Raw genomic sequence first — 16,574 nt, forward strand, 5'->3', positions numbered from 1 at the left:
GCTCAGCCTCCCCCGAAGGCCGGGTAGGGCGGCAGCACCAGGTCGCTGCGCCGCCAGCTCCGCCGCGCCCAGGCGAGCGCCTCCTCGCAGGCGGCTGCGACGTCGGGCAGCTCGTCGGCGCACTCGCGGACGACCCAGCTCCACCGCGACACGAGGAGGGCCCGGAAGGCCGGCCCGGTGCGCCCCTCGGGGGCCATCGTCCGGTCCGCCATCGCACCGTCGAGGAGCCACAGGGTCCCGGCGAGCACCCAGAGCGCGACCGCGCCGCGCACCTGGCGGGGCCAGTCCGCGTCCTCGTCCAGGCCCGGGACGGCCCCGGCCGCCGCCGCGGTGAACGCCGCCAGGGTCGCCTCGGTGAGACCGACGGGCGGGGTGAACACGCACCAGCAGGTGCTGAAGGGCTCGGCGGCGTAGGCCGCCTCGTAGGCCAGGTGGCGCACCCCGGTCCCCTCGAGGTCGAGCAGCCGGACGCCGCCCGGGGTGAGCAGGGCGTTGTCCGGGCACGCGTCGCCGGGCCCGAGGACGTGCCTGGCCGTGTCGTGCTGCAGCTCGTCGACGAGGTCACGGGCCTGGGCCGCGGCCGCCCGCCCGGCGCGGATCCCGCCCGCCTCGGTGAGGTGGCCCAGCCCGCGCCGCGGGTAGTCCACCTGCCAGCGCCGGTCCTCGGCGGCCAGCGCGCTGCCGAGGTCGCGGCGGGCCGCCTCCCGGGTCACCCCGCCCGCGACCGCGCCGCCGAGAGCTCCCGCCCACGCCACGGTATGCCGCCACGCGACGTCTGCGTCCGCCCCGAGCAGGGCGTCGGCGAGGGTCGGGTGGTGGCCGAGGTCCTCCATGACGACGGTCCGGCTGCTCTGGTCCAGAGCCAGCAGCCGCGGCGAGCCGCGCAGGTGCCGCAGCCCGGCGACCTCCCGGCGCCACCCCATGGCGGCACCTCGGCCCTCGGGCTGGGGCAGGAACCGCTTGACCACGACCGAGGCTCCCCACCCGTCCGGTCCGGCGAGCACCTCGCAGCGGTGCACCTGCGAGCGCGCCGACCCTCCCAGCGGGTCCACCCGCCCGAGCTGCACCCCTGCGGGCAGCACCACCGGGCCGAGGCTCACCCGGCCAGCTCCCGCACGATCTCGCCCGCCGGACGCTCCTGCGCGGCGCGCCACCCGCTCCCCGCCCAGAGGTGCAGCCGGTGGGTGTCCCCCGCCTCGGCGGCGGCTCGACGCAGCGGCCTGGTCAGCTGGTCGACGACGGGGAACGCCGCGGGCGCGTCGGCATACCGTCGCGTCCACCCGGTGGCGAGAGCACCGGCCACGCGGCCCGAGAAGGCCCGCGTCAGCACCCGCTCCCCCAGCCGCGGGTCGCGCAGGGCTGCCCGGTAGGTGCGGCCGGCCCCGGACTCGGGTGCCAGGAGCAGCGCGGTCCCGACCTGCACGGCGGCCGCGCCCGCGGAGAGCGCCCGGCGGACGTCGCCCGCGGTGGTGATGCCACCCGCCACCACCAGCGGCAGGTCGGTCTCCGGGCGGACCAGCTCGAGCAGCCCGAGGTGGTCCACGGGCTCGGGATCGACCCCCGGGTCGTGGGTCCCCCGGTGGCCCCCGGCCTCCTGCCCCTGCAGCACGAGCACGTCCGCCCCGCCCTCCGCCGCGGCACGGGCCTCGACGGAGGAGGTCACGGTGACGTGGACCTCGCACCCGACCCGGCGCCAGCGGTCGACCACCCCGGCGTCCGGGACCCCGAAGGTGCAGGAGACGACCGGCGGCGCCAGGGTCTCCACGAGCTGCACCTTGGCCTCCCAGTGGTCGGTGTCGTGCCAGCTCACCGTCCCCGGCCGGACCCCGAGGTCGGCCGCCTCGGGCGCGATGCGCCGGGCGAAGGCCTCGACCTCGTCCCCCAGCGCCGCCCGGTCCAGGCGCTGCGGCACGAAGAGGTTGACGCCGAACGGCCGCGTGGTCAGGTCCCGCACGTGGACGAGGTCGGCGGCGAGCCGCTCCGGCGTCCGGTAGCCGGCCGCGAGCATGCCCAGGCCCCCGGCGTCGCTCACGGCCGCGACGAGCAGCGGGGTCGTCACGCCACCCGCCATGGGGGCGGCGACCACCGGCCGGTCGGTCCGGGCCAGCACGCTCACCGGCCCTCCACCCGGGCGTGCACGGCGAGGGCCCGGGCGTCGGACAGGCTCGCCACCTGGTCGACCACCGCCCGCAGACGGGCCACGTCGTCCCCCGCCCGCTCGGCCGCGTGGGCGGCCTCCGCGTGGAGGGGGTCCAGCCGGCGCACGTCCGCGGAGTAGTGCTCCACCAGCCGGGTGAGGATGCGCTGCTCGCGCTCCATGGTGCTGCGCCGCTCCTCGCTGAGCATGACGAAGTGCGCCGCGACCGCCTTGAGGGCGGCCGCCTGCGCCCGCACCCGGTCGGGCACCACGAGGTCCGCGGCGTAGCGGGTGAGCGGCCCCGGCCCGTGGCGCTCCCGGGTGGCGAGCTCGACGGTGTGGACGAAGTGGCCGATGAGGCGGGACGTCATGTCCTTGAGCACGGCGAGGTCGGCCCGGGTACCGGTGTGCGCGGTCGGCACCCAGCCGGTGGCCAGGATGTCACCCAGCGCGGCGCGCAGGTCCTCGACGCCGAGGTCGGCGGCGTACCAGTCCTGCGCGAGGGCGGCCACGGTGGCCTGGACGTCCTCGTCCCGCAGGGCCCTCGGGTCCACCCGTCCCGAGGCGATGGCGTCCTCGACGTCGTGGACGCAGTAGGCGACGTCGTCCGACCAGTCCATCACCTGCGCCTCCAGGCAGCGTCGCCGTGGCTCGTCGAGCGGGGCGCCGTCCCGCACCCAGGCGAAGACGTCCCGGTCGTCGTCGTAGACGCCGAACTTCGCGGCTCCCACCCCCGCGGGTCCCCCGCCGCGCGGCCACGGGTACTTCGTCGCGGCGTCCAGGCTCGCCCGGGTGAGGTTCAGCCCCGCCGGCCGGCCGTCCTCGTGGCTGCGCTTGGCCTCCAGCCGGGTGAGCACGCGCAGGGTCTGGGCGTTGCCCTCGAAGCCGCCGGCGGGACCGGCCAGCGCGTCCAGCACGGCCTCGCCGTTGTGCCCGAAGGGTGGGTGCCCGATGTCGTGGGCGAGGCAGGCGGTGTCGACGACGTCCGCGTCGCACCCGAGGGCGGCGCCGAACTCACGGCCGATCTGCGCCACCTCCAGGGAGTGGGTGAGCCGGTTGCGCACGAAGTCGTCGGTCGTCGGCGCGAGCACCTGCGTGGTGGCCGCCAGGCGTCGCAGGGCCGCGGAGTGCAGCACCCGGGCCCGGTCACGCGCGAAGTCCTGACGGTCCGAGCGCTTCTGGGCCGGGTCCTCGGCCACCCACCGCTCACGCGCGGAGACGGCATACTCACCGGTCGGCTGGACGCTCACACCGCCGAGGGTATGCGGTCACGTCCGCGGGCGCGGTCGCGCACCCGGCGCACGCCCCGTGCCAGGACCGGTCCGAGCGGACGGGTCGGCACGTCCAGGTAGCCGCCGCGCTCCAGCCCGGCGTGCCGCTCGAAGACGCATCGCGCGGCGCGGTCCCCGGTGCGCAGCCACGACCACCCCATCGAGGCCAGGTAGAGCGGCAGGAACGGCAGCCCCAGGCACACCGCCCACTGCCGGGAGTGGGTGAGCTCGTGGTCCAGCAGGCCGGGACGGTGGGCCAGGAGCCGGTCCAGGTCGTGCCGCGAGACCACCACGTCCCCGACGGTGAAGGCACCCGCCACCGGGAAGGACCAGCGGTAGTGGTCGGCGAGGTAGCACCGGGACGGACCACGCCGGATCCGCGCCCCGCCGAGGGCCGCGACGGTCAGGCCCAGGGGCGTCGACAGGTTGACCCAGTTGAGCAGGTGGCGCCCGCGCTCGGCCCGCGTGGCCATCAGGTGGCGGCGTAGCGCTGGGCGGCGCGCGCCCGGGCCTTGGCGGCCTCGGTCTCCCGGTCCTTGGGCGGGGCGCTGGTGACCAGCGACTCCAGGAGCTCCTCGGTCACCCGGGTGATCTCGGCGACCGCCGTGGCGTAGGCCTGCTCGTTGGCCCGGGACGGCTTGCTGGCGCCGCCCACCTTGCGGACGTACTGGAGCGCGGCGGCCTGCACCTCCGAGCGGGTGGCCGGGGGCTCGAAGTTGTGGAGCGGGCGGATGTTGCGGCACATGGTCCTCACTGTGCCACGTCGGGGTCGGGCCTGTCCGGGATCGGCGCTAGGGTGCGCGGCATGGGCACCCTCCGCACCCCCTTCGCCGGCCCGCTGGTCACCGTCGACGACGTGCAGGCCGCGCTCGTCGGACCACCCGCCTCCCGGCCCGTCCTCGTCGACGTGCGCTGGTCGTTGGGTGCCGGACGAGAGGCCAACCAGGCGGCCTACCTCGAGGAGCACCTGCCGGGGGCGGCGTTCCTCGACCTGGAGTCGGCCCTGTCCGGCCCGCCCGCCCCGGACGGGAGGGGCGGGCGGCACCCGATGCCGGCGCGCCAGGACCTCGAGCACGGCCTGCGGGACGCGGGGGTCCGGGCCGGGCGGCCGGTGGTGTTCTACGACGCCGGTCCCGGCCTGGGCGCCGCCCGCGCGTGGTGGGTCACCGCCCACCACGGCCTCGAGGGCGCTGTGCTCGACGGGGGGCTGGCCGCCTGGCGGGCGGCCGGCCTGCCCACCGCCTCCGGTCCGGTCGACGTCCCGGAGGGCGACGTCGGCCTGCCCGGGGGCGCGCCGGGTCGCGAGCTGCTCGACGCCGACGGGCTGGTCAGGCACCAGGCGGCAGGGGGCCAGGTGCTCGACGCGCGGCCCGCCGACCGCTACCGGGGCGAGAACGAGACGATCGACCCGGTGGCGGGACACGTGCCGGGAGCGGTGAGCCTGCCGGCGCTGTCGCTGCTGGGGCCGGAGGGCCGTCTCCTCGACGCGGAGCAGGTGGTGCAGGCGCTGACCCGGGCCGGCGGTCGCACCGACCTCCCGACCGCGGTCTACTGCGGGTCGGGGGTGCAGGCCGCCCACCTCGCGCTGACCCTGGAGGCGCACGGGGTGGGCCCGCGTCCGGCGGTCTACGCCGGCTCGTGGAGCGACTGGGTCAGCGACCCCGGCCGTCCCGTGGAGCGGTGATCAGCCGCCGACGGAGCGCAGCAGCTCGCGGTTGAAGGCGGACAGGTCGGCGGGGGTGCGGCTGGACACGAGCCAGTCGTCGACGACGACCTCCTCGTCGACCCAGGTGACCCCCGCGTTGCGCAGGTCCGTCTGCAGCGACGGGAAGGAGGTCATGGTGCGGCCGTCGAGCACGGCCGCGTCGGTGAGGATCCACGCCCCGTGGCAGATGACCGACACCGGCTTGGCCTGCTGCCCGAAGTGCCGGGCGAAGGCCACGGCGTCCTCGTCCATGCGCAGGGTGTCCGCGTTGCCGACCCCACCGGGCAGGACGAGCGCGTCGTAGGAGGCGGGGTCGGCGTCGCCCACGACGACGTCGACGTCCTGCGTGTGCCCGTTCTTGCCGGTCACGCTGCCGGACTCGGGGGCGATGAGGTGGGGCGTCCCGCCGGCCTCGACCACGGCGTCCCAGGGGCTGGTGAGCTCACTGTCCTCGAAGTCGTCGGTGAGCAGGAAGGCTACGGTCTTTCCATCGAGTTGTCCCATGCCCACCACGGTAGGAGCCCGACGCCGCTCCTGCAGGATGAGCCGTCAGCCGCCGCTCACCGAGAGCTCGGCGTGGGCGACGGCGGCCTGCTGGTCGCCGTCGAGCCGGCGGCCCTCCAGCCACCGGTCCGGCAGCGCCACGACCCGGGGGGAACCCGCCCGGCCGCGCTGGCCCTCGGCGGCCTCACCGGGCCAGGGCTGGTCGAGGTCGAGGCTGTCGATGAGGCGGTCGAGGTCGGCCAGGGTGTGCACGAGCCCGAGCTGGTGGCGCAGCTGACCCCCGACGCGGAAGCCCTTGGTGTACCAGGCGATGTGCTTGCGGATGTCGCGGCAGCCGTGGCCCTCGTCGCCGTGGAAGTCGGCGAGCAGCTCGGCGTGCCGGCGCAGCACCCGGCACACCTCCCGCAGCGTGGGCTCCACCCGCACGGAGGACCCGGCGAAGGCCGCGGCCAGGTCGGTGAACAGCCACGGCCGGCCCAGGCAGCCGCGCCCGACGACCACGCCGTCGCAGCCGGTGCGCTCGACCATCGCCAGCGCGTCCTCGGCCGACCAGATGTCGCCGTTGCCGAGGACCGGGATGGAGGTGACGGCGGCCTTCAGCTCGGCGATGCGGCTCCAGTCGGCCTGGCCGGAGTAGGCCTGCGCGGCGGTGCGGGCGTGCAGGGCCACCGCGGCCACCCCCTCGTCCTCGGCGATGCGCCCGGCGTCGAGGAAGGTCTCGTGGTCGGCATCGATGCCCACCCGCATCTTCACCGTCACCGGGACGCCCGCGGGCGTGGCCTCGCGGACCGCCTCCCGCACGATGCCGCGGAAGAGCTCGGTCTTCCACGGCAGCGCCGCTCCCCCGCCCTTGCGGGTGACCTTGGGCACCGGGCAGCCGAAGTTGAGGTCGACGTGGTCGGCGCGGTCCTCCTCGACCAGCATCCGCACGGCCGCCCCGACGGTCGCCGGGTCGACAGCGTAGAGCTGGATGGAGCGCGGGGACTCCCCCGCCTCGTGCTCGATGAGCTTCATCGAGATGGGGGTCCGCTCGACGAGGGCCCGGGAGGTGATCATCTCGCTGACGTAGAGGCAGTCCGAGCCGCCGGCCGACCCGGCCGCCGCCAGCCCCTCCTGGCCGTACTCCCGGCACAGGCGACGGAAGGCGCGGTTGGTGATGCCGGCCATGGGTGCGAGCACCACCGGGGAGTCGATGGTGTGCGGGCCGATCTGCAGCGGAGGGAGGACAGGGGCGGTGATCGTCATGGCTGCTCCATTGTCCCACCACCGCGGGACCGCGCGGGCCGGGCGCTGCGCGACGTGAGCGTCTGCGCGGCCTGCTCGGTGACGCAGCGGGTGAGCACGTCGAGGGTGCGCGAGGACAGCCGGGCGCTGAGCCAGTGCAGCGGCACCTCGGTCTCGGCACGCGGACCCAGGACCACCAGCGCGCCGTCGTCCAGGAGCGGCGCCGCCCACTCGACGGGCAGCATCCCCCACCCCATGCCCAGGACGACCGCGTCGGCGAAACCGTGGCTCGACCCGACCACGTGCGCGGGTGGGTCCACCCCGCGGCGCGCCCACCGCCGGGCGACCCGGTGCTGCATCCGGTCCCGCGCGTCGAAGCGCACGATCGGGGCCGCGTCCAGCGCGGCGGCCCGCGGCCCGTCGGCGAACCACCGCTGGTGGAAGGCGGGAGAGCAGACGGCGACGTACCGCATCGCCCCGAGCGCCGTCAGCCGGCACCCCGGCACCGGGGTCGGGTCCGCGGTCACCGCCGCCAGCGCGGACCCGGAGCGGACCCGGTCGGAGGCGTACTCCTCGTCCTCCCGGACGAGCTCGAGCACCACCCCGAGCTCGTCCTGGGCGCGGGCGAGCGCGGGCAGCAGCCAGGTGGCCAGGGAGTCGGCGTTGACCACCACCGCCACGGTCGGGTATGCCGTGCCGTCCGGCCCGGGGACCAGCTCGGCCAGCGCATCGCCCAGCAGGACCTCCCACTGACCCGCCAGGCGGAGCAGCACCTCCCCGGCCGGGGTCGCGCGGGTCGGCTTGGTGCGGGTCACGACGACGCGGCCCAGCGCCTGCTCGAGCGCCCGGACGCGCTGGGACACCGCCGACGGCGTCACCCGCAGCCGGGACGCCGCCCGGTCGAAGGTCCCCTCCTGCACGACCGCGCTCAACGTGGTCAGCGCGACGGGGTCGAGGTCCATGTGAAGCAACGCTACAGGTTCTGCACAATCCTTCGTGGCTGTTGATGCCCGGGTCCTGCCGCCCGCCGCCTACCGTGGTGACCATGCCGCTCCCTCTCGTCGCCGCCGGCCTCGTCACCGGCCTCGCCCTCATCGCCGCGGTGGGCGCGCAGAACGCCTACCTGCTGCGGCAGGGGTTGCGCCGTCAGCACGTCGGTGCGCTGGTGACGCTGTGCGCCGCCTCCGACGTGGTGCTCATCGGGCTGGCCGTGCTGGGGGTCGGTGCGGCGGTCCAGCAGTGGCCGGCGTTCCTCACCCTCGCGCGCTGGGGCGGGGGGCTGTTCGTCATCGGCTACGGGCTCCACGTGGGCTGGCGCGCGCTGCGCCCCGGCGAGACCCTGGTGGCCGGCGCGGGGCGACAGGTGTCCCTGCGCCGCGCGCTGACCACGATGGCCGCCCTGACCTGGCTCAACCCGCACCTCTACCTCGACATCATCGTGCTCGGCTCCATCGCCAACACGCACGGCCCGCAGGGTCGGTGGTGGTACTACGCAGGGCTCGTGGGCGCCAGCGTCCTGTGGTTCAGCGCGCTCGGGTTCGGGTCACGACGCCTGGCGCCCCTGCTGGCCCGACCCCGGGCCTGGCAGGTCCTCGACGCGCTCATCGCGCTCGTCATGCTGGGCCTGGGCGCCGCCCTGCTCACCGGCGGCTGAGGCATACCCTCGGTCCACCGGGCGTCCGAGGACGCCGCCGTCAGCAGCCGATCAGCCGCTGCGCGAGGTAGGACTCCACCTGGTCCAGCGACACCCGCTCCTGGCCCATCGAGTCGCGGTCGCGGATGGTCACGGCCTGGTCCTCGAGGGTGTCGAAGTCGACGGTGACGCAGTAGGGGGTGCCGATCTCGTCCTGGCGCCGGTAGCGCTTGCCGATGGCCCCGGCGTCGTCCACGTCGACCATCCAGTGCTGGCGGAGCCGGGCGGCGAGGTCCTTCGCCTTCGGCGTGAGGTCGGCGTTGCGCGAGAGCGGCAGCACGGCGACCTTGACCGGGGCCAGCCGCGGGTCGAGGCGCAGGACCACCCGCTTGTCCACGCCTCCCTTGGTGTTGGGCGCCTCGTCCTCGGCGTAGGCGTCCACGAGGAAGGTCATGAGCGAGCGGGACAACCCCGCCGCCGGCTCGATGACGTAGGGGACGTAGCGCTCACCGCTGGCCTGGTCGAAGTAGGACAGCTCCTGGCCCGAGTGCTCGCTGTGCGTGGACAGGTCGAAGTCCGTGCGGTTGGCGATGCCCTCCAGCTCGCCCCACTCGCTGCCGGTGAAGTTGAAGCGGTACTCGATGTCCACGGTGCGCTTGGAGTAGTGCGACAGCTTGTCGGCCGGGTGCTCGAGGTGGCGCAGGTTGTCGGGGTCGATGCCGAGGTCGGTGTACCACCGGGTGCGCTCGTCGATCCAGTACTGGTGCCACTCCTCGTCCTCGCCCGGCTTGACGAAGAACTCCATCTCCATCTGCTCGAACTCACGGGTGCGGAAGATGAAGTTGCCCGGCGTGATCTCGTTGCGGAAGGACTTGCCGGTCTGGGCGATGCCGAACGGCGGCTTCTTGCGGGACGTGGCGAGGACGTTGGCGAAGTTGACGAAGATGCCCTGCGCGGTCTCCGGGCGCAGGTAGTGCAGGCCGGACTCGTCCTCGATGACCCCGAGGTAGGTCTTGAGCATCATGTTGAACTCGCGCGGGGCCGTCCACGCCTTGTTGCCGCAGTGGGGGCAGGTGATGTCCTCCAGCGGCACGTCGTCGGGGTCGACCTCCTTGCCCTTGCGCGCCGCCTTCTCGGCCACCGCCTCCTGCATGTGGTCGACCCGGAAGCGCTTGTGGCAGGACTGGCACTCGGTGAGCGGGTCGGAGAACTCCCCCACGTGCCCGGAGGCCACCCAGGTCTGCCGCGGCAGGATGATCGAGGAGTCCAGGCCGACGACGTCGTCGCGGGTCTGGACCATCGAGCGCCACCACTGCCGCTTGATGTTCTCCTTCAGCGCCACGCCCAGGGGGCCGTAGTCCCAGGCCGACCGGGTGCCCCCGTAGATGTCCCCCGACGGGAACACGAAGCCTCGGCGCTTGCACAGGGACACGACGGTATCGACGGTGGAGGGAGCCATGGGCCCAGTCTAAGCGGCGTGCGGCAGGCCTCCGGACCCGGTTTAGGCTGGTCCGGTGAGCACCAGCGAGCCCTCCCCCGACCGCGAGGCACCGGGCGCCACGGCGGCGCCCGGTCCGGTGCGCAGCGCCGTCGAGCGGGCCAGCCGACCGGCCCTGCTGCAGCTGGCCCGGCTGCCGGTGTGGCTGCCGTTCCTGGCGCTGCTGCTGCTCATCCTCGGGGGCGGCATCCTCGGGGGCACCGCCGGCTGGATCCTCGTCGGCGTCGCCCTGGCCTTCGTCGGCTGGCTCTTCTACCTCTCCTGGCCGCGGCTGACCGGGGTCGAGCGACTCATGCGGGTGTCCGTGCTGCTCCTCTTCCTCGCCGTGACCGTCGTCCAGCTGGTCCCGCGCGGCTGACCCCGGGCCGGGGCGTGCGCCCGGTCACTGTTTTGACAATCATTCTCACGCTGCCCAGACTAGAGGTATGCCTCGCCTGCGCACCCCCGTGATCCTCGCCTCCTGCCTCGCCCTCGTCCTCGGGGCGTGCGGGACGACCTCGGAGGGCAGCGGGACGGCGGACGGGTCCGGTGAGGAGGCCTCGCTCGAGGTGGTCGCGAGCTTCTACCCGCTGGAGTACCTCGTCGAGCGGATCGCCGGGGAGCGGGCCGAGATCAGCGTCCTCACGGGCCCCGGCGCCGACCCGCACGACGCCGAGCTGAGCCCGCGGGCGGTGGAGACGGTCGGCAGGGCGGACCTCGTCGTCTACTCCTCGGGCCTGCAGGCCCCGGTCGACGACGCGGTCGCCGGCCAGGCACCCGACACCTCCCTCGACGTGACCCCCGTCGCCGACCTCATGGTCGCCGGCGAGAGCGCCGAGGAGCACGCCGAGCACGACCACGCCGAGGAGGGCGACGGCCACGACCACGGGGGCGAGGACCCGCACTTCTGGCTGGACACGCAGCGCTACGCCGACGTCGCCGAGGCCGTCGCCGACCGGCTGGCGCAGGTCGACCCCGAGGGCGCCGACACCTACCAGGCCAACGTCGCCGACCTCGTCTCCGACCTGGAGGCCCTGGACGAGGAGTACGCCGCGGCCCTGGCGGACTGCGAGAGCCGAGACCTGGTCACCTCGCACGAGGCGTTCGGCTACCTCGCAGCACGCTACGACCTGCACCAGTACGGCATCACCGGCATCTCCCCCGAGTCCGAGCCCTCCCCGGCCCGGCTGGCCGAGGTCAGCGCCCAGGTCGAGGAGCTCGGGGTCGACACGGTCTTCGCCGAGCCGCTCGTGGGCGACCAGATCGCCAGCACCGTCGCGCAGGAGACCGGCGTCGAGGTGCTCACCCTCGACCCGATCGAGAGCCTGACCGAGGCGACCGCCGACAGCGACTATCGTCAGATCATGCGTGCCAACCTCGAGGCCATGTCCGAGGGCCTGGGCTGCTCGTGAGCACCGGGGTCAGCGCACCTCCACCCGTCGTCGACCTGCACCGGGCCAGCTTCGGGCACCAGGGTCGCCCGGTCGTGACCGACGTCGACCTGACGATCGCCCCCGGGCAGGTGGTGGCCGTGCTCGGCCCGAACGGCTCGGGCAAGACCACGCTGGTCACCGGCCTGCTGGGCCTCTCCGACCACCTGGGCGGGACGGTCGAGGTGCTGGGCACCCCGCTGGCCCGGCTCCGGGACCGGACGCGCATCGGCTACGTGCCGCAGCGGCATACCCTCAGCGGCGGCGTCCGCGCCACCGTGGCCGAGATCGTGGCCACCGGCCTGCTCGCCACCCGCCCCTGGTGGCGACCGGCCGGGCAGGGCGATCGGGAGGCGGTGCGTCGCGCGCTGGAGACGGTGGGCCTGGCCGACCGGGCCCGCTTCGACGTCGACACCCTCTCCGGCGGGCAGCAGCGGCGCGTGCTCATCGCACGTGCGCTCGTCGCCGGTCCCGAGGTGCTGGTCATGGACGAGCCCACGGCGGGCGTCGACGAGGCGAGCCAGGTGGTCCTCGCCGGGGTGCTGCGCCGTCTCGCCACGAGCGGCACCACGATGCTCGTCGTCACCCACGAGCTCGGCGCGCTGCGCGGGACCGTGGACCGGGTCCTCGCCGTCGACGCGGGGCACCTGAGCTTCGACGGCACGCCGCAGGAGTATGCCGTGCACCAGGCCGAGCGCGCCCGCGCGGCCGGGCGGGAGGACGCGTGAGCGACATGCTGGCCCTCGACTTCATGCGCAACGCGCTGCTGGCCGCGCTCGTCGTCGGGCTGGCCGCGCCCCTGGTCGGGATCTTCCTCGTCCAGCGGCGGCTCTCCCTCGTCGGCGACGGCCTGGGTCACGTGGCGCTGGCCGGGGTGGCGATCGGGGTCGTCACCGACAGCAGCCCGGTGTGGACGGCGCTGGTCGCGGCCGTCCTCGCCGGCGTGGTCATCGAGCTCATCCGGGCCCGGGGCCGCACCTCCGGCGACGTCGCGCTGGCGCTGATGTTCTACGGCGGTCTCGCGGCGGGCGTCGTCATCATCAACAAGGTCGAGGGGGCGCAGACCGCCAACCTCACCGGCTACCTCTTCGGCTCCATCACCACGACCACGCGCAGCGACGTCGCGGTGTTCGCGGCCCTGTCGGCGGTCATCGTCGTCGTCACCGTGGTGCTGCGCCAGCGCTTCTTCGCCGTCGCCGGCGACGAGGAGTTCGCCCGCGCGTCCGGGCTCCCCGTGCTGGCCCTCAACATCATCCTCGCCGTCCTCACCGCCGTGACCGTGGTCGTGGCGATGCGGGTCATCGGCCTGCTGCTCATCAGCGCGCTCATGATCATCCCCAACGCCGCGGCGCAGCAGCTGTCCGCGAGCTTCCGCGCCGCGACGTGGTGGGCGGTCGGCCTCGGGGTGGTCTCCTCCGTCGGCGGGGTGATGACGAGCTACTACGCCGACACGGCCTCGGGCGGCACGATCGTCCTGCTGGCGATCGCCCTCTTCGCGGTGGCCGTGCTCGGCGGCAGCCTCCGCAAGGCGGTCGCCACCGCCCGGCACCGGCACGCCGAGCGCCACCTGCACGAGCACGGGCCCGGGTGCGGCCACGAGCAGGTGGCCCACGGGGACCACGTGGACTACCTGCACGACGGGCACCGGCACGCCGCGCACGAGGGTCACTACGACGAGCACGCGGACCACCCGTCCGCCGAGGCCGGCACGGGAGCGGGCGGGGTGACCCGGGCGCGGCGGGACGGCATACCCTGGGAGACCGCGAGGAGGTGACCCGATGACCACGACCCGACGCCCCACCCGCCAGCAGTCGGCGGTGATCGACGCCCTGGGGTCGACCCAGGACTTCACCAGCGCCCAGGACCTGCACGCCCAGCTGCGGGAGTCCGGCGAGAAGGTGGGCCTGGCGACGGTCTACCGGACCCTGTCGACGCTGGCCGACTCCGGTGACGTCGACGTCCTGCGCACCGGCGAGGGCGAGGCGGTCTACCGCAAGTGCTCCACCGGCCACCACCACCACCTGCTGTGCCGCGTCTGCGGCCGCACCGTCGAGGTCGAGGGGCCCACGGTCGAGCGCTGGACCGACGCCGTCGCCGCCGAGCACGGCTTCACCGACGTGGCGCACACGCTGGAGATGGTCGGCACCTGCCGCGACTGCGGCTGACCGCCGAGCCGACCCGCCCGGCACCCGGGGCCGGCGCGCCAAAACGGGTGGTCCGCCGGGTGCCGGTCGACTAGCCTCGCCGGACCATGGGCTTCACCCTCCGCGACTACGCCGAGCGCGACGAGGCGTCCTGGCTCCGCTGCCGGGCGCTGTCCTTCCTCGGGTCCTCCTACCACGACGACGTCCTGCGGCGCCGCACCGTCTTCGCCGGCGACTCCGTCCAGCTCGTCGCCGTGGCACCGAAACCGGAGGGGATGACGACGCCCGGCCCCGACGAGGTCGTCGGGATCCTCGACGTGGAGCTCTGGGAGGACGCCGGGCAGCCTGTCGCGACGATCGACACCGTCGCCGTGCACCCCGATCACCAGCGTCAGGGCATCGCGGGATCGCTCCTCGCCACGGCCCTGGGCCGGCTGAGCGGGCACGGGCTCGCCTGGGTGGACGCCTACACCCGCGAGGACCCGGGGGCGGGCGCCTGGTACGCCGCCCAGGGTTTCGTCGTCGACAGCACCTACCTGCACGTCTACCGCGGCGGCGGGGAGGGTGTGCAGGACGCGCACGGCGACGACGGCTTCGCGGCGCCGTACGGCCTGGGCGCCCCGGTCACGGCGTTCTTCCACGGGCCGGACGAGGACCCGGACCGCTGGCGGGCGCGCTTCGCCCGGGTGCACCAGTGCCGGCGCTACCTGCGGCGGCTGGACGTCACGGCCTGGCCCGAGGACCCGCGTCTCGCCGCGCTCTACGACGTGGAGAACCCCGGCACCCTGGACCACGACGACGTCCGGGCCCTGGCCCGGCGTGTGGGCGCCCGCCGCGTCACCGACGTCGGCTGCGGCACCGGCACCCTCGCTCTGGCCCTGGCCCGCGACGGTCACGAGGTCCTCGGCCTGGAGCCCGCCGCGGCGAGCCTCGACGTCGCCCGCGGCAAGCCCGGGGCCGAGACGGTCACCTGGCTCCACGGGTATGCCGACCTCCTCCCGTCCGACGCTGCCGACCTGGTCGTCATGACCGCTCACGTGGCGCAGTACCTCATCGGCGACGAGGAGTGGGACGACGCGCTGGCCGCCATCCACCGGCACCTGGCCCCGGGAGGCCACCTCACCTTCGACTCCCGCAACCCGGCCGCCCGCGGCTGGGAGGAGTGGACCGCCGGGGCGACGCGGACGACCTACCCGCACCCGGAGGGTGGTGAGGTCACGACGTGGGTCGAGGTGGACCGGGTCGAGCAGATCCCGGGTGAGGTCGGCGGGGAGCCGCGCGGCCCGGTCGTCACCCACGTCGGCCACACCGTGCTGGCGGGCGAGCACCTGGCCTACCCGGAGTCGTTGCGCTTCCGCACCCGCTGCGAGCTGGAGGAGACCCTGACCCGAGCGGGCTTCGCGGTCGTGGAGGTCGCCGGGGACTGGGACGGCTCCCCCGCGGGCCCGGCATCGGCGGAGCACATCGTGCTCGCCCGTCGGGCCGCTCAGGCCCGTGGCGTGTCCACGGCGCCGCCGTAGCGCCGGTCCCGGGAGGCATACTGCTCGATCGCCCGCCAGAGGTCGCGCCGGTCGTAGTCGGGCCAGAGCACGTCCTGGAAGACCATCTCGGCGTAGGCGCTCTGCCAGAGCAGGAAGTTGGAGGTGCGCTGCTCGCCCGAGCTGCGGACGAACAGGTCCACGTCCGGCACCTCGGGGTGGTAGAGGTAGCGGCCGATGGTCCGGTCGTCCACCCCCCGGGGCGACAGACGACCGGCCTGGACGTCCTCGGCGATGCGCCGGACCGCGTCGCCGATCTCGGCCCGGCCGCCGTAGTTGACGCAGAAGTTGAGGGTGATGACGTCGTTGCCCGCGGTCTGGCGCTCGGCCGACTCCAGCTCGGAGATGACCGACCTCCACAGCCGCGGCCGGCGGCCGGACCAGACCACCCGCACCCCCCAGGAGTCGAGCTCCTCACGCCGGCGGTGGATGACCGCGCGGTTGAAGCCCATGAGGAAGCGGACCTCGTCGGGGCTGCGCCGCCAGTTCTCGGTGGAGAACGCGTAGGCGCTGATGCACTGCACGCCGATCTCGATGCCCCCGGCGATGACGTCCAGCAGCGAGGCCTCCCCCGCCTCGTGCCCCTGGGTGCGCTTCAGGCCGCGCTGGTTGGCCCACCGGCCGTTGCCGTCCATGACGACGGCGACGTGGCGCGGGACGAGGTCGCGCGGCACCGGCGGCGGCGTGGCACCCGAGGGGTGGGCGAAGGGCTGCCGGGGGTGGGTGCTCACTCAGGGGGTCCTCTCCAGGTGTCGCAGCGAGCGCACGCCACGCTCCAGGTGCCACTGCAGGTATGCCGCCACGAGACCGCTCGCCTCGCCGCGGTGCCGGCTCTGGCTGGCGTCGGCGACGTCCCAGTCGCTGGTGAACAGGGCGGCGAGCAGCGCCAGGGTCTCCGGCGCGGGCGCGGTGGAGCCGGGCGGACGGCATACCGGGCAGACCGAGCCACCGGAGGGGACGTGGAACGCGCGGTGCGGTCCGGTCATGCCGCAGCGTGCGCAGTCGACGACGCTCGCCCGCCAGCCGGCGATGGCCAGCGCCCGCAGGAGGTAGGAGTCGAGGACGAGGCGAGCCTCGTGGTCCCCGGCGGCGAGCGCCGCCAGACCCCCCGCGAGCAGCCGGAAGTGCTGCAGCGCGGGCGTCCCCTCCTCGGTGAGCTGCTCGCAGGTCTCCAGCATGACGCTGGCCGCGGTCCAGGCCGGGTAGTCGCGGGCGATGGCGTCACCGTAGGGCGCGAGCCCGTCGGCCTGGGTGATGGTGTCGAGGGTGCGGCCCTCGTAGCACTGCACGTCGACCACCATGCCCGGCTCGAGCCGGGCCCCGAACTTGCTGGACGTGCGCCGGATCCCCTTGGCGACCGCGCGGATACGCCCACGGGTGCGCCCCAGCAGGATGACGATGCGGTCCGCCTCACCGAGCTTGTACGTCCGCAGCACGATCGCGGCGTCGCGGTAGGTCGGCATACCCCCAGTGTCCCACCGAGCGCCGCCGTGGGCCGGCAGCCCGCACCG

At 74.7% G+C, this 16,574-nt stretch carries 19 protein-coding genes; 8 read left to right on the forward strand and 11 right to left on the reverse strand.

The window, feature by feature from the left end:
* Positions 1-2: 2 nt before the first annotated feature.
* Genes AVL62_RS14580 through AVL62_RS14600 form a run of 5 tightly spaced genes read right to left on the reverse strand, consistent with a single transcriptional unit; the run spans position 3 to position 4,153 of the window.
* Positions 3-1,100 (reverse strand): hypothetical protein, encoded by a 1,098-nt coding sequence (locus AVL62_RS14580; protein WP_058892385.1) that lies wholly within the window; start codon positions 1,098-1,100, stop codon positions 3-5.
* Positions 1,097-2,116, reverse strand: a complete 1,020-nt coding sequence (locus tag AVL62_RS14585) for a nitronate monooxygenase (protein WP_327282450.1) — start codon at positions 2,114-2,116, stop codon at positions 1,097-1,099. Before AVL62_RS14585 ends, AVL62_RS14580 begins: the two co-directional genes overlap by 4 nt.
* The gene (locus tag AVL62_RS14590; RefSeq protein WP_058892386.1) at positions 2,113-3,387 is read right to left on the reverse strand and encodes a deoxyguanosinetriphosphate triphosphohydrolase; all 1,275 of its coding nucleotides are present in this window, start codon (positions 3,385-3,387) and stop codon (positions 2,113-2,115) included. The genes AVL62_RS14585 and AVL62_RS14590 overlap by 4 nt, the downstream gene beginning before the upstream one ends.
* Entirely contained in the window at positions 3,384-3,881 is a 498-nt protein-coding gene (locus tag AVL62_RS14595) for a hypothetical protein (RefSeq protein ID WP_058892387.1), read from the reverse strand. The genes AVL62_RS14590 and AVL62_RS14595 overlap by 4 nt, the downstream gene beginning before the upstream one ends.
* Positions 3,881-4,153: a DUF2277 domain-containing protein gene (locus AVL62_RS14600; RefSeq protein ID WP_058892388.1), complete on the reverse strand. Its 273-nt coding sequence runs from the start codon at positions 4,151-4,153 to the stop codon at positions 3,881-3,883. Before AVL62_RS14600 ends, AVL62_RS14595 begins: the two co-directional genes overlap by 1 nt.
* A gap of 60 nt (positions 4,154-4,213) precedes the next feature.
* Here AVL62_RS14600 and AVL62_RS14605 point away from each other — a divergent pair, with 60 nt between their 5' ends.
* The gene (locus AVL62_RS14605; RefSeq protein ID WP_058892389.1) at positions 4,214-5,092 is read left to right on the forward strand and encodes a sulfurtransferase; all 879 of its coding nucleotides are present in this window, start codon (positions 4,214-4,216) and stop codon (positions 5,090-5,092) included.
* Here AVL62_RS14605 and AVL62_RS14610 read toward each other — a convergent pair whose 3' ends face one another.
* Genes AVL62_RS14610 through AVL62_RS14620 form a run of 3 tightly spaced genes read right to left on the reverse strand, consistent with a single transcriptional unit; the run spans position 5,093 to position 7,803 of the window.
* Positions 5,093-5,617, reverse strand: coding sequence for a type 1 glutamine amidotransferase domain-containing protein (locus AVL62_RS14610; RefSeq protein ID WP_058892555.1), 525 nt, complete (start codon positions 5,615-5,617; stop codon positions 5,093-5,095).
* Between the two features lie 45 nt (positions 5,618-5,662).
* Positions 5,663-6,862 carry a tRNA dihydrouridine synthase DusB gene (gene dusB, locus AVL62_RS14615; protein WP_058892390.1) on the reverse strand — a complete coding sequence of 400 codons (1,200 nt, stop codon included), beginning with the start codon at positions 6,860-6,862 and terminating at the stop codon, positions 5,663-5,665.
* Positions 6,859-7,803: a LysR family transcriptional regulator ArgP gene (locus tag AVL62_RS14620; protein ID WP_083518988.1), complete on the reverse strand. Its 945-nt coding sequence runs from the start codon at positions 7,801-7,803 to the stop codon at positions 6,859-6,861. The genes dusB and AVL62_RS14620 overlap by 4 nt, the downstream gene beginning before the upstream one ends.
* An 83-nt stretch (positions 7,804-7,886) precedes the next feature.
* Between AVL62_RS14620 and AVL62_RS14625 the strand changes: the two genes are divergently transcribed.
* Positions 7,887-8,495: a LysE/ArgO family amino acid transporter gene (locus tag AVL62_RS14625; protein ID WP_058892556.1), complete on the forward strand. Its 609-nt coding sequence runs from the start codon at positions 7,887-7,889 to the stop codon at positions 8,493-8,495.
* A gap of 40 nt (positions 8,496-8,535) precedes the next feature.
* Here the strand turns inward: AVL62_RS14625 and AVL62_RS14630 are convergent, their stop codons facing one another.
* A complete protein-coding gene (locus tag AVL62_RS14630) occupies positions 8,536-9,933 on the reverse strand; it encodes a glycine--tRNA ligase (protein ID WP_058892391.1) in 1,398 nt (465 codons plus the stop codon).
* Between the two features lie 55 nt (positions 9,934-9,988).
* On the opposite strand from AVL62_RS14630, the gene AVL62_RS14635 reads away from it, so the two are divergent.
* The 6 genes from AVL62_RS14635 to AVL62_RS17575 all read left to right on the forward strand — a co-directional run bounded on the left by AVL62_RS14635 (position 9,989) and on the right by AVL62_RS17575 (position 15,045).
* On the forward strand, positions 9,989-10,330 hold the full coding sequence (locus AVL62_RS14635) for a DUF6703 family protein (RefSeq protein WP_058892392.1): 342 nt from the start codon (positions 9,989-9,991) through the stop codon (positions 10,328-10,330).
* Between the two features lie 67 nt (positions 10,331-10,397).
* The gene (locus tag AVL62_RS14640) at positions 10,398-11,363 is read left to right on the forward strand and encodes a metal ABC transporter substrate-binding protein (protein ID WP_058892393.1); all 966 of its coding nucleotides are present in this window, start codon (positions 10,398-10,400) and stop codon (positions 11,361-11,363) included.
* Positions 11,360-12,109: a metal ABC transporter ATP-binding protein gene (locus AVL62_RS14645; protein ID WP_058892394.1), complete on the forward strand. Its 750-nt coding sequence runs from the start codon at positions 11,360-11,362 to the stop codon at positions 12,107-12,109. Before AVL62_RS14640 ends, AVL62_RS14645 begins: the two co-directional genes overlap by 4 nt.
* The gene (locus AVL62_RS14650) at positions 12,106-13,155 is read left to right on the forward strand and encodes a metal ABC transporter permease (RefSeq protein ID WP_083518989.1); all 1,050 of its coding nucleotides are present in this window, start codon (positions 12,106-12,108) and stop codon (positions 13,153-13,155) included. The genes AVL62_RS14645 and AVL62_RS14650 overlap by 4 nt, the downstream gene beginning before the upstream one ends.
* A gap of 4 nt (positions 13,156-13,159) precedes the next feature.
* Positions 13,160-13,546 (forward strand): Fur family transcriptional regulator, encoded by a 387-nt coding sequence (locus AVL62_RS14655; protein WP_058892395.1) that lies wholly within the window; start codon positions 13,160-13,162, stop codon positions 13,544-13,546.
* Between the two features lie 86 nt (positions 13,547-13,632).
* Entirely contained in the window at positions 13,633-15,045 is a 1,413-nt protein-coding gene (locus AVL62_RS17575; RefSeq protein WP_058892396.1) for a GNAT family N-acetyltransferase, read from the forward strand.
* On the opposite strand, the gene AVL62_RS14665 is transcribed toward AVL62_RS17575, so the two are convergent.
* Together AVL62_RS14665 and recO are read right to left on the reverse strand one after the other, a co-directional pair.
* Positions 15,012-15,794, reverse strand: coding sequence for an isoprenyl transferase (locus AVL62_RS14665; protein ID WP_058892397.1), 783 nt, complete (start codon positions 15,792-15,794; stop codon positions 15,012-15,014). The two genes, AVL62_RS17575 and AVL62_RS14665, sit on opposite strands and share 34 nt — an antisense overlap.
* Positions 15,795-16,526 (reverse strand): DNA repair protein RecO, encoded by a 732-nt coding sequence (gene recO / locus AVL62_RS14670; RefSeq protein ID WP_058892398.1) that lies wholly within the window; start codon positions 16,524-16,526, stop codon positions 15,795-15,797.
* Positions 16,527-16,574 lie beyond the last annotated feature (48 nt).

The organism is Serinicoccus chungangensis (genome assembly GCF_001483745.1).
Taxonomy (GTDB): Bacteria; Actinomycetota; Actinomycetes; order Actinomycetales; family Dermatophilaceae; genus Ornithinicoccus; species Ornithinicoccus chungangensis_A.